Annotated in this window: 13 protein-coding genes; 11 read left to right on the plus strand and 2 right to left on the minus strand. The window is 51.1% G+C overall.

Annotated elements, in window-relative coordinates; all coding sequences use genetic code 11:
* Window positions 1-33: 33 nt before the first annotated feature.
* The 7 genes from L6H70_RS03170 (at window position 34) to L6H70_RS03200 (ending at window position 5,761) form a co-directional block, all read left to right on the plus strand.
* A complete protein-coding gene (locus tag L6H70_RS03170) occupies window positions 34-279 on the plus strand; it encodes a DUF3977 family protein (RefSeq protein ID WP_236333091.1) in 246 nt (81 codons plus the stop codon).
* 71 nt (window positions 280-350) lie between these two features.
* Window positions 351-800, plus strand: coding sequence for a MarR family winged helix-turn-helix transcriptional regulator (locus L6H70_RS03175; RefSeq protein ID WP_236329684.1), 450 nt, complete (start codon window positions 351-353; stop codon window positions 798-800).
* 87 nt (window positions 801-887) lie between these two features.
* Window positions 888-1,712 carry an NAD(P)H-binding protein gene (locus L6H70_RS03180; protein ID WP_236329686.1) on the plus strand — a complete coding sequence of 275 codons (825 nt, stop codon included), beginning with the start codon at window positions 888-890 and terminating at the stop codon, window positions 1,710-1,712.
* Between the two features lie 133 nt (window positions 1,713-1,845).
* The gene (locus L6H70_RS03185; protein WP_236329689.1) at window positions 1,846-2,523 is read left to right on the plus strand and encodes a response regulator transcription factor; all 678 of its coding nucleotides are present in this window, start codon (window positions 1,846-1,848) and stop codon (window positions 2,521-2,523) included.
* Between the two features lie 17 nt (window positions 2,524-2,540).
* Window positions 2,541-3,896 carry a sensor histidine kinase gene (locus tag L6H70_RS03190; RefSeq protein ID WP_341482691.1) on the plus strand — a complete coding sequence of 452 codons (1,356 nt, stop codon included), beginning with the start codon at window positions 2,541-2,543 and terminating at the stop codon, window positions 3,894-3,896.
* Between the two features lie 123 nt (window positions 3,897-4,019).
* Window positions 4,020-5,084 carry an ABC transporter permease gene (locus tag L6H70_RS03195; RefSeq protein ID WP_236329692.1) on the plus strand — a complete coding sequence of 355 codons (1,065 nt, stop codon included), beginning with the start codon at window positions 4,020-4,022 and terminating at the stop codon, window positions 5,082-5,084.
* Window positions 5,081-5,761, plus strand: coding sequence for an ABC transporter ATP-binding protein (locus tag L6H70_RS03200; protein ID WP_236329694.1), 681 nt, complete (start codon window positions 5,081-5,083; stop codon window positions 5,759-5,761). The genes L6H70_RS03195 and L6H70_RS03200 overlap by 4 nt, the downstream gene beginning before the upstream one ends.
* A 31-nt stretch (window positions 5,762-5,792) precedes the next feature.
* Here the strand turns inward: L6H70_RS03200 and L6H70_RS03205 are convergent, their stop codons facing one another.
* Window positions 5,793-6,680, minus strand: coding sequence for a LysR family transcriptional regulator (locus L6H70_RS03205; protein ID WP_236329696.1), 888 nt, complete (start codon window positions 6,678-6,680; stop codon window positions 5,793-5,795).
* 193 nt (window positions 6,681-6,873) lie between these two features.
* Between L6H70_RS03205 and L6H70_RS03210 the strand changes: the two genes are divergently transcribed.
* Window positions 6,874-7,974, plus strand: a complete 1,101-nt coding sequence (locus tag L6H70_RS03210) for a YeiH family protein (protein ID WP_236329699.1) — start codon at window positions 6,874-6,876, stop codon at window positions 7,972-7,974.
* Between the two features lie 12 nt (window positions 7,975-7,986).
* Here L6H70_RS03210 and L6H70_RS03215 read toward each other — a convergent pair whose 3' ends face one another.
* Window positions 7,987-8,814, minus strand: a complete 828-nt coding sequence (locus L6H70_RS03215; protein WP_236329701.1) for a helix-turn-helix domain-containing protein — start codon at window positions 8,812-8,814, stop codon at window positions 7,987-7,989.
* A 366-nt stretch (window positions 8,815-9,180) separates the two neighbouring features.
* Between L6H70_RS03215 and L6H70_RS03220 the strand changes: the two genes are divergently transcribed.
* Genes L6H70_RS03220 through L6H70_RS03230 form a run of 3 tightly spaced genes read left to right on the plus strand, consistent with a single transcriptional unit; the run spans window position 9,181 to window position 12,264 of the window.
* Window positions 9,181-10,344, plus strand: a complete 1,164-nt coding sequence (locus L6H70_RS03220) for a Gfo/Idh/MocA family protein (RefSeq protein ID WP_236329702.1) — start codon at window positions 9,181-9,183, stop codon at window positions 10,342-10,344.
* Window positions 10,345-10,391: 47 nt separating this feature from the next.
* A complete protein-coding gene (locus L6H70_RS03225; protein WP_236329704.1) occupies window positions 10,392-11,156 on the plus strand; it encodes a sugar phosphate isomerase/epimerase family protein in 765 nt (254 codons plus the stop codon).
* Window positions 11,157-11,175: 19 nt separating this feature from the next.
* Window positions 11,176-12,264 carry a Gfo/Idh/MocA family protein gene (locus tag L6H70_RS03230; RefSeq protein ID WP_236329706.1) on the plus strand — a complete coding sequence of 363 codons (1,089 nt, stop codon included), beginning with the start codon at window positions 11,176-11,178 and terminating at the stop codon, window positions 12,262-12,264.

The raw sequence follows: 12,264 nt of genomic DNA on the forward strand, positions 1-12,264 counted from the left end.
CGGGGGGTTAACCCTGTTGAAGGAGTGGGAATCCTGAAATATATCGAGTTTGGCATCGGAAACAGCTGGTTTGTCCGGACCGAGACAGAATTGGCGGATGGAATTGAATTTGAGGTGAAAGGGATCGCCGGTCCGATAAGGGTCCATTCCCTATACATAAGATGTTGGGTAGGAACAACAGTCTGGGTATTTGACATCAGATCGGGCTTTAAAAAAATCCGCAAAAGTCGAAAAACCTTTAAACTGATAATTGGCGTAAGCAGTTATTTGGAAGAATAATCTTTGACAGCGGGTGAAGAAGCGGGTACATTAAAGTAGTTAAGGCATTAACTACTTGGAGCTGAGCCGGAATGATGGACGATTTACAGAAGCTTGTGCTGGAGCAGCCGCTCCCTACCTCGGCTTTCTTTAGCCTGGTGGAGGCGACCGCGAATGTTGTAGCTGTCTCAGAGAAATATTGGCAGTCGCATGGATTGAATGGAGCGAGAATCCGGATTCTGGTGGAGATCGCCAAACATGGCGGCAGTATTCTTCCTTCAATTCTTGCAGAGAAAATCGGTGTAACCAAAGCTAATATAAGCCTGCTGCTCTCCCCGCTGGAGAAGGAAGGTTACATTGCAAGAGCTGGTCACGCTCAGGACGGCCGCAAGACAGTGATTTCGATTACCGGTGAAGGTCAGTCCTTGCTGCTGGAGCATCTGCCGCACAACCGGCAAGCGGTAGCAGAGCGGATGAACAGGCTGAACGAACAGGAGCTTGTCCAGCTGATGTCACTGCTACAAAAGCTGAACCGCCCCTAATAGAAAAGAGGGAGTGACTTAGGGAACTGATGTTTTTGTCTATTTAGTTAAAGGCTTAACTAAATTAATGTAGAAGGGAAGCTACTTATGCAAATAATGATTACTGGAGCGACGGGGCAGCTGGGAGGCTTAATTATAAAGAATCTGCTGCAGAGGATACCTGCCGGGCAGATCATCGCTGGTGTGCGTGATCCTTATAAAACTGCAGAAATGCATCAACTTGGCCTTGAGACCCGGATCGTAGATTACGATGCCCAGGATACGCTGGATGAAGCTTTTGCCGGTGTTACCAAGCTGCTGTTAATCTCAAGCCCGCATTCTGATGATCGGGTCCGCCTTTCCCAGCATAAACGGGTGATTGATGCAGCGCAGAGAGCTAGCGTACAGCATATTCTCTATACCAGCTTTGCTTTTTCACAGAAAGGAAACATTGATAATGTCCATTCCCTAACGGAGAAGACGATTGTGGATAGCGGACTAAGGTATACTTTTTTGCGCAATGCCCTTTATATCGATTTTGTAAATGTGCTTGGTCTAAATGAAGCGATCAGTAGCGGCGTGCTCACAACAAACCCGGGGAATTGGCGGTTTAATGCCGTTTCGCGCAGTGATCTGGCTCTGGCAACGGCGGCTATTCTTGCTGAAGGCGGACAAGAAAATCAAAGCTATGAGTTAACCGCTTCACAGACCTGGACCTTTGATGATCTCGCCAAAGCACTGGGCGGGCTGGCAGGTAAACCCGTAATCCACCGCGAGGATCCCGGAATACAGCATTGGATCTATAAGTTCCTGTCTACTATAGACACCGTTTCGACCACTACTGATCTGGAGAGATGGATGGGGCGGGAAGTTACCCCGCTTAAAGAGAGTATTGCGCCATTTATCGGGCCACAGGAGCAGCGGAGGTCTTGAGTGCAGTTACTTAATCAACACTATTTTGTCCGGCATGCCATTCTTCACCAGCATCTGTACACTCAGTTGTCATCCGTTAGCAATGTTGCTACGATAGAGGACAGCTATATTGGAATATGGGAGTGAGATTCTGATGAAAAAAATTTTGGTTGCCGATGATGATGTCCATATCCGTACGCTGCTGCGGCATGTGTTGACCAGAGAGGGCTATCTTACGGTTGAAGCAGGAGACGGGCGGGAAGCCGTAGGACTGATGAAGGAGAGCACAGTGGATCTGGCGGTGGTGGATGTAATGATGCCGCAAATGGACGGACTGGAGCTGTGCCAATACATTAGGGAAACCTACGACATTCCGGTTATTCTGTTAACTGCGCGTCAGCAGCTCAGTGATAAAGAGCAGGGGTATTTGAGCGGAACGGATGATTATGTGACCAAACCATTTGAGCCGGAAGAGCTGCTGTTCCGCATCAAAGCGTTGTTCCGCCGCTACTCTGTAGCTTCGGATGACAAAATCCGCCTAAACTCCCTCGTGATTGACCGCAAAAATTATGAGATCAGCGACGGAAATGATGTATTCCTGCTGCCGGTCAAAGAGTTCGAGCTGCTGGCTCAGCTTGCACAGTATCCGGGACGCCTGTTTTCGCGCAGCGAGCTGATTGAGCTGGTCTGGGGTGCAGATTATGAAGGGGATGAGCGGACGGTGGATGTGCACATTAAGCGGCTTCGTCAACGGTTCGCCGAATATCAGAATAATTTTATCATCCGGACCGTCCGCGGGATCGGCTATAAAGTGGAAATGGTGAACGCATGAAATCCTTGTATGTTAGAATGTGCCTGCTGTTTTGTTCGATGATCGTCATGAGCAGCATTCTCGGCTTTCTTGTATCCAATTTATATTATCAGGCCAAAATCAAGCCGCAAAACGATGCCAAGCTGACGAAAATGGCTATCGGCCTGCAGGGGTTTATCCAGGATCATCCCGATGGAGCGGGGGAATATCTGCTGAGCACAGCCTCTCTCGGCTATAAGCTGTATCTGTCCGATGGTCAAGGTGATGAACGATTCTATGGCCTGCCTTTCCGTAAAAATGATCTGCCGGAAGAGAAGCTGAAGCAGGTACTAGACGGCAATATCTATCATGGGGTGGCGGAATTTCCGAGCAAGGCATTTATTACCGGTTTTTTTGATAACCAGCTAAGCAATACGATCGGGGTTCCGGTGCAGATGGGCGGGCATACGTACGCCCTGTTTATGCGACCGGATGCAGAGGTGCAGTTCGGTGAGCTGCGGATCTTTTTTGCCGTGCTGCTCGGTGTCAGCGTCCTGTTCAGCTTATGGTTTGTGGTAGTTTCCGTGCTGCATGTGGTCAAACCGATCACGCGTCTTACTGCGGCTACACAGCGCATTTCAAGCGGCAGATATGATATCCGGCTGAACACGAGACGCCGTGACGAAATCGGACAGCTGGCCTCTCACTTTATGATTATGAGCCGGGAGCTGGAGCGGACCAACCGGGCACGGCAGGAGTTTGTCGCCAATGTCTCCCATGAGATCGAATCGCCGCTGACCTCCATTCAGGGCTTCGCCCATGCCCTTAAGGATCAAGAGCTGCCGGAGGGCCAGCGGCTGGAATATCTCTCGATTATCGATCAGGAGAGCCGCCGGCTGTCGATGCTCAGCAAGCAGCTGCTGACATTGTCTACCCTGGATTATGATGAGAATACGCTGCATAAGCAAAAGGTAGACCTGCGGGCACAGCTGCGCCAGGTGGTGCAAATTATGGAATGGAGGCTGACAGAGAAGGAATTGGCTGTACGGCTGCATGTGGAGGATATTTCACTGCATGCCGATTCAAATCTGCTCTATCAGGTGTGGATGAATCTCGTATCCAATGCCATCAAATATACCCCTCCAGGCGGTACGATTACCCTGTCAGCAGCGGCTGCGAATGGAGTTTGCACGGTCAAGGTAGCTGACACAGGAGAAGGCATTTCCACCGCAGAGCTGCCGATGATTTTTGACCGGTTCTATAAAGTCGACCGTGCACGTACCCGTGACAGCAACAGCAGCGGACTTGGCCTTTCGATTGCCCAAAAGATTGTACAGGCACATAATGGTACGATTGAAGTCTCCAGTACGGCGGGTGAGGGCACGACCTTTACTGTTACGCTGCCGTATTTGTAATTGTTTATTCATACTCCGTTCATTTTCGCCCTCTACACTGTAACCATACAGAGATGAGGGAGTGGTAATATGTTTTTGGCGTTAAGGGAGATGAGGCACTCCAAGGCTAGGTACAGCCTCATTATGGTGATCATGCTGCTGGTTTCTTTTCTGGTGCTGTTCGTAACCGGACTGGCGCGCGGACTGGCGTATGCCAATATTTCCGCAGTTGAGAATATGCCGGCGAACTATTTTGCAGTTCAAGCCGATGCTGATCATGCGTTTAGACGTTCCCAGTTAAGTGATAAAGAGCTTGCGGCTGCACAGTCTGTTGTCGGCGCGGATAAGGCCACCGCATTAGCAGTGCAAACAAGCACAATTACCGCAGATGATGCTGATATTAAAGCGGACATTACGTTTTTTGCAGTAGATATGGAGGGGATGCTGGCCCCCAAAGTAGCACAAGGTAATGCTATTACCAATGGTTCAACGGGCAGCGCGGTTGTAGATGCGAAGCTGGAGCAGTCCGGTGTGACGATCGGCAGCACGATCCGTGATCAGGCTTCCGGGATGAGCTGGAAAGTGGCTGGTTTTGTAAAAGATAGCTCCTACAGTCACACGCCTGTCGTCTATATAACACAAGCTGATTGGCAGGCGATGAAGGGTGGTTCAGTACAGGATGGTGCCGGGGAGCAGGCTACTCCTTACAATGTAATCGCACTAAAGGCTTCTTCAGCCCAGGCTGCTGAAATCACCAGTAAATTAGATCATGTCGATACCATTACGCAAAAGCAGGCAATTGCCAGCGTCCCTGGCTATTCCGCGGAGCAGAATTCCCTGCTGATGATGATTGTGTTCCTGTTCGTAATCGCAGCTTTTGTGCTGGCTGTATTCTTTTATGTGATCACGATCCAGAAGACGAGCCAGTTCGGCATCCTGAAGGCAATGGGTACCAAGATGTCTTATCTGGCCTGGAGCGTCGTTGGTCAAGTGATGATTCTGTCCGTAGGGAGTCTGGCGATCAGCCTGCTGCTGACCTTCGGGATGACTATGAGCCTACCGGATACGATGCCATTTCAGCTTGAAGGCTCGACAATGATTCTGACCAGCGTGCTGTTTATTGGGATGTCACTGCTTGGATCCCTGATTTCTGTTGCTAGAGTAGCGAAGGTAGATGCCTTAGAAGCGATTGGGAGGACTGGAGCATGAGTGCTATGCTGATGATGAAGCAGGTAACCAAAACCTATGGGGATGGCGGCCAAACCATGTCTGTACTTCATAACCTCGATCTTACGGTGAACGAAGGGGAGTTCGTCGCAGTGCTGGGACCTTCCGGTTCCGGCAAAAGCACCTTTCTCTCTACCGCGGGAGCGCTCCTGACCCCGACCAGCGGTGAGATTTACATTGATGGTGAACCGCTCAGCAATAAGGATAAACGTGAGCTGACCGAGCTGCGGCTGCAAAAGATCGGCTTCATGTTTCAAAGCGCACAGCTGCTTCCTTACCTGAAGGTGGAGGAACAACTGCTCTACGTGGCCAAACTTGCGAAGCTGGGGACTAAAGAGGCCAAAGTTAGGGCCACCTATTTATTAAAGCGGCTCGAAATATGGGAACGCCGCAATCATTATCCCGAGCAGCTGTCCGGGGGAGAGAAGCAGCGTGTGGCGATTGCCAGAGCCTGGATGAACAAGCCGGCGATACTGTTCGCGGACGAGCCGACAGCCAGCCTCGATTTCCAGCGCGGCAAGGAGGTCGTGCGGATGATTGCAGAAGAGGTCAAAAGCGAAGGCAAAGCCGCAGTTATGGTCACCCACGATGAACGGATGCTGGAATGGTGCGACCGTGTACTGCATCTGGAGGACGGAATCTTGATAGAGCATCTATAGTTCCGAAGGTAAACCTGATCCCATAGCGGGGTCAGGCTTTTTGGACTGTAAGCAGCTTCTCCATAAAGACGCGCACAGCCATCGCAGCGGAATGTTCCTTGCGGCGGATGATTAAAAAGTCTCTCTCCGGCAGTTTCTGCCGGATCCGCAGTTCTGTAATTTCTCCGCCAGCCAGCTCTTTGCGCACAATCCAGCGCGACATCAGGGCGATGCCAAGACCGGCGGCAACAGCTTCCTTGACGCTCTGGCTGCTGTTAAACACATATGCGCGTTTGATTGAAAGACTGCCTTCCAGCAGAAAATGATCGCTGTAGGCGCGGGTCCCGGAGCCAGGTTCACGCAGCACCCAAATCTGATTCTGCAGCATGTCCTCATCGGTGGTAAGCGCTCCGGCCAATGGATGACCGGAAGAAGCGATGATGATCATCTCATCCTTCATGTAAGGAATGATATCCAGTTCGCGGTCACTGGTTTCACCTTCAATGAATCCCATATCCAACTGATTTCCTTTTACGGCGGCAATAATCTCCTCCGTGTTCCCGATTGTAACCTGAACATTGACCTGCGGATACTGCTTGGCGAATTCAGCCAGCCGGCCCGGCAATAGATATTCCCCGATCGTAAAGCTGGCCCCCAGGTGGAGACTGCCGGTAACTTCATCCCGCAGCAGCTGAATTTCAAGCCCGGCTTCTTCATAATGTGCCAGGATTTGTTTCGCATGTTTATAAAGTATTGCTCCGGCTTCCGTCAGCCGTACTTCTTTCGGAGAACGGTGCAGCAGCTTGCTGCCCAGCTCATTCTCCAGGTTGCGGATATGCAGACTAACACCGGGCTGGGACAGATTCAGCAGCTCACCCGCCCGTGAGAAGTGACGCTGTTCAGCCACCGTAACGAATACCCGCATTGCATCTGTAATCATAATAATCCCTCATTTATAATTTGATTTTGTTATGAAAACCACCCATAAACTTCATATTACCATAATAATTCGAGTCAATAATAAGTTTTATTAATGATTAACATAGCAAAACGGTATTTCACTTTCCTGATGTACTCACTTATAGTGAGATCAGAAGAGCCGTGAAGAGTACGGCAAACAGGGAGTGGAAGTTATGCAAATTCAATCATTTCAGCAGATAAATAAACTTCAGCAGTTTAACAAGCTAGACAGGAAGTTTCTCAGAATTCGGGGATTCAGTGAAGGCCTGCTGCTTACCTTGCTGCTGGCTTTTGCGGCCAAATACATGGCTCAGCTGCCTTTTCTCAGCATAATGGGCCAGCTTGTCTTAGCGATCCTGCTGGGGATTGTGTTCCGTGCAGCGGTTGGTACACCGAAGAGGATTACTGAAGGGATCCAATTCTCCAGCAAAAGATTGCTCAGAGCAGGTATTATTCTGCTCGGCTTAAGGCTTAATATCCACGCCATCGTACAGGCGGGTCCCAAAGTGTTGGTGATAGCCGTAATCCATATCGTTATCACGCTACTTGCTGTCTACGGACTCAGCAGATGGATGAAAATAGACCGGAGACTGGGCATCCTGACCGCCTGTGGGACTGCGATCTGCGGTGCGGCTGCTGTGGCAGCTATCTCTCCGCAGATTAAGGCTAGTGATAATGAAACGGCAGTAAGTGCTGCAACGGTGGCGATTCTCGGCACGATTTTTACGCTAATCTATGTTGCAGCGTACCCCCTGCTTGGACTCAGCGAAGTTGGTTACGGCATATTCGCCGGAGCAACACTCCATGAAGTCGCCCATGTCATTGCTGCTTCCGCACCAGTCGGTCAGCAGGCGGCAGATCTGGCGGTCGTGGTAAAACTGACCCGGGTAGCGCTGCTTGCACCAGTAGCTCTGGGGTTCGGGGTTTGGGAGACCCGCAGAGAACGCAAACAAGCGGGTCAGCGTGGCGCGGGAACTGGAAGCGTGGCAGGTGAGACAGGTGCACACACGAAGCTGCCCGTCCCTTGGTTTATCGGCGGTTTTCTACTGATGAGCGGAGTGAATACCCTGGGCTGGATTCCCGAGAGGGTTACAGCAGGTTTGCTTGTGCTGGCCTATCTGCTGCTGGCAATGGCAATGGCCGGACTTGGGCTCGGTATTGATCTCAATACATTCGCAAGGCTGGGACGGAAGCCGTTTATCGCCGGTCTCGCCGGTTCGCTGCTGCTCTCAATGCTGGGGTTTCTGCTCATACATGTTATGGGTCTTGCCTGAAGCTGACTGTTGTTATCTGGTACTGCTGCGGTAAGCGGACGGAGAGACACCGGTGGTTTTCTTGAACACCTTGGAGAAGTGGGCCAATTCCATGCCTACCTGCTCAGCGATATCGCTGATGCTGAACTTGGAGCCCGATAGCAGCCGTTTAGCCAGCTCCATCCGCTTGAGCTGCACATATTGCATCGGCGGCATGCCCATGAATTTCTTGAAGTAAGGAATGAAATAATTCGGGTGAAGATGCACAAGCTCGGCCAGTTCCTCTACCTCCATAGGTACATTCAGGCGTTCATCAATATAACCCAGGACATTAGCAAGTTTACCCTGGTCACCGGTATGCGCCAGATCATCGAGAAAATTGGCATACCCCCCGCCCTCCAGGCAGAGTGCAAGTAATTGAAGCAGACTCGCCTGTCTCCGCAAGGTAGAGAGAAAGCTGTCATCCTCAAACAAAGCGATCAGCTCATTAAAAATAGCCCGCACAGCATCCGGATCAGCAACTTCGCTGATATAAAGCTTGCCTGCACTATGGAACAAAGGCCATTCCCCGATCTGCGCATCGAAATGACAATAATAGCGGATATAAGGATTACGGGGAGAGGTCATGGTTGTTTGGGTTGTCCCCGCCGGCATAATCATCAAATGCCCGGCATGCGGATAATGGGTTTCTCCGTTAATAATTACCTTGCCTTCTCCGCTGTCAATGAAATACAGCCGGTTAAAGGAAGGCGTCTCCTTGTTCCGGTCCCAGCCGGGGTATTTACTGCTCAGCTGGGCATGGGTGACTCTGACCGTCAGATTCTGCAGCAGCCGTCCGGTCAGATTACCGGGATGGTTCATGTGTCATTCCTCCTCCCTAAGGTCAGCTATATAAGCGAGGTAGTAGTCTACCTAATAGGCGGAAGCAGCGGAGGGGAAGTTTGGAACTGTAGGAGCGATAGCGTCCGCCTTTAGGTTTGGATTTCTACCGCGATAAGCGGTTCAAATCAAGAAATCCAAACCTAACAGCGGCCGGAAGTCCAAACATTCCCCGCAGTTGCGTATGGCCGGTTAGTAGTTATAGCTTGTATATCATGACCATTATACCGCTTTCATTTGTTCAATACATCTTAATTATATACAAAAACACCTTAATTCCGCTCATGTTCATCACCGGGGATTAGGGTTATTCTCATTTCATAAACATTTACAGGAGTGATCCGAATAATGAAGAAGGTCCGATTTGGAATTATCGGTGTTGGCAACATGGGCCGGGCCCATGCCCATAGCCTGCTGAAAGAGGTAAAAGGAGCTGAATTAACAGCCGTCTGTGATATTAGTCCTGAGCGTCTGGAGTGGGCGGCTGAGGAGTTGCCTGAGCATGTACAGCGGTTTAGCAGCAGTGAGGAGCTGTTCGAATCAGGGTGTGTCGATGCGGTCTTAATCTCTACCCCGCACTATGATCATCCCGTGCTCGCTATTCAGGCTTTTAAACACGGCTTACATGTGCTGATCGAAAAGCCGGCTGGTGTATACACGAAGGCCGTCCAGGAAATGAACGATGCTGCCGCACAGAGTGACCGCATATTCGGCATTATGTACAACCAGCGGACGAATCCGCTCTATCAGAAGCTGAGAGAGCTGATCCAATCAGGCGAGCTTGGTGAGATCCGCCGCACGAACTGGATCATCACGAACTGGTACCGTTCACAGAGCTATTACAACTCCGGCGGCTGGCGTGCCACCTGGGCGGGAGAAGGCGGCGGTGTGCTGTTGAACCAGGACCCCCATCAGCTGGATCTCTGGCAGTGGACAACCGGGATGATGCCGAAGCGTGTAAGGGCTTTTTGCCATTTCGGCAAGTATCGCAACATTGAAGTGGAGGATGATGTAACCGCCTATGTCGAGTATGAGAATGGGGCAACCGGCCTGTTCATAACTACGACAGGGGAAGCGCCGGGAACGAACCGTTTTGAGATTACCGGAGACAACGGAAAAATCGTCGTAGAAGACGGGAAGCTGACCTTCTGGCGGCTGCGTACACCGGAGCCGGAGTTCAATGCCGCCTATACCGGAGGATTCGGACAACCGGAATGTTGGAAATGCGAAATCCCGGTAGAGATAGGAAGCGGTGAGCAGCATGTAGGTATTTTGCGCAACTTCACAAATGCGATTCTCACGGGTGAATCCCTTATAGCACCAGGTGAAGAGGGGATACATGGTCTGACGCTTTCCAATGCCATGTATCTGTCGGCCTGGACAGACAACTGGGTAGACCTGCCGATCGATGCAGACTTGTTCTATGAACAGCTTATGGAGAAAGTTCAGAACTCCACCTTCCGCAAAGAGGCTGCTGGTCCCCGGACACTGGATGTATCAGGAACACATTAGCTGCATTCAGCTGATTTTAAAAACCTATTAAGGAGTGACTCCGCTGCATGAAACAGACAACGATCGCCGCACAAATGTACACCTTGCGAGAATTTACCCAAACCCCGGAGGGTTTACGGGAAGCTTTTCAGAAACTGAAAGATATCGGCTATCAAGCTGTGCAGATTTCCGGGATTGGCAAGATTGATCCTCAGCTGGTCAAACAATATGCCGATGAGGCAGGGCTTGTGATCTGTGCGACCCATGTATCCTGGGACCGGCTGGTGAATGATCTGGAAGCACTCGCTGCTGAACATAAGCTGTGGAATTGCAAATACATCGGCCTCGGAGCTCTGCCCGTTGAATATCAGAACAGTCTGGAAGGCTACCGCACTTTCGCGCGGCTGGCTTCAGATATTGCCCGTACGCTGCAACAAGAGCATGGCTTGCAATTCATCTATCATAATCATGATTTTGAATTTGAACGCGTAGACGGAGTTCCTGGCGTCGAGGTGCTGCTGAAGGAAAGTGACGTTAATGCACTCGGCTTTGAGCTGGATTTGTACTGGGTACAGGCTGGCGGGGGAAGTCCGGTAGACTGGATCCGTAAGGTGCAGGGTAGGATGCAGGTGGTGCATCTGAAAGATATGGCGGTTGTGGATCGAAAACAGGTGTTTGCCGAAATAGGTGAAGGAAATATGAACTATGAAGACATTATCAAAGCCTGCCGTGAGACCGGTGTGGAGTGGTATGTTGTGGAACAGGATGTCTGCCGCCGTAATCCGTTTGAGAGCCTGGCTATCAGTCTGAACTATTTACAGAAGCTGTTATAGTCTGAGGAGGATAAGAAGCATGAACCGGAAAAATGGGATGCTGTACGCACCTACGCATGAAGCGCGGCCGGTGGTGGGGCCGGGAGAATTCACATTTGCAGCGATTGCATTGGATCACGGTCACATCTATGGGATGTGTAACGGGCTTGTGGAAGCAGGCGCGATATTGAAATGGGTCTACGATCCAGATGAGGCCAAGGTCAAAGCCTTCACCGCCGTCTATCCGGGAGTCAGAGCCGCCCGCAGTGCTGAAGAAATTCTGGAGGACCCTGTAGTCCGGCTGGTTGCTGCGGCGGCTATTCCCTCGGAGCGGGCAGGTCTGGGTCTTAGGGTCATGGCGCACGGGAAGGATTATTTTACGGACAAAACACCGTTCACCTCGCTTGCCCAGCTGGCAGATGTGCGGCTTCAGGCGGCTGAGACCAAGCGCAAATACATGACTTATTTCAGCGAACGGCTGCATGTAGAAAGTGCAGTTTACGCCGGACATCTGGTGGAGCAGGGGGCGATCGGCCGAGTCCTTCAAGTGATCGGCATGGGCCCGCACCGCCTGAATGCGGCAAGCCGGCCGGATTGGTTCTTCAAGCGTGAGAACTACGGCGGCATTCTGTGCGACATCGGGAGCCATCAGATCGAGCAGTTTCTCTTTTACGCGGGCTGCCGCGATGCTAAGGTGCTGCACAGTAAAGTTGCCAATTATAATAATGCTGCTTACCCTGAGCTTGAAGATTTTGGCGATGCTACGCTCGTCGGGGACAACGGGGCTACGCAGTATTTTCGCGTGGACTGGTTTACGCCGGAGGGACTCGGAACATGGGGGGACGGCCGGACGATTATTATGGGGACCGAAGGTTATATTGAGCTGCGCAAATACAGTGATATTGCGCGTTCCGAAGCCAAAGATCATGTCTACTGGGTAGACGGACAGGGCGAGCATTATGAGCATGTTGCAGGCAAAGTGGGCTATCCCTTCTTCGGAGAACTGATCCTGGATTGTCTACAGCGGAGCGAGCTGGCGATGACCCAGGAGCATGTCTTCAAAGCAGCAGAGCTGTGTCTGATAGCACAGGCTGAAGCCATGAATCTTACACCGGATACCCTTAAATAA

Origin of the sequence: Paenibacillus auburnensis, from assembly GCF_927798115.1 — a bacterium.
GTDB lineage: Bacteria > Bacillota > Bacilli > Paenibacillales > Paenibacillaceae > Paenibacillus_AQ > Paenibacillus_AQ auburnensis.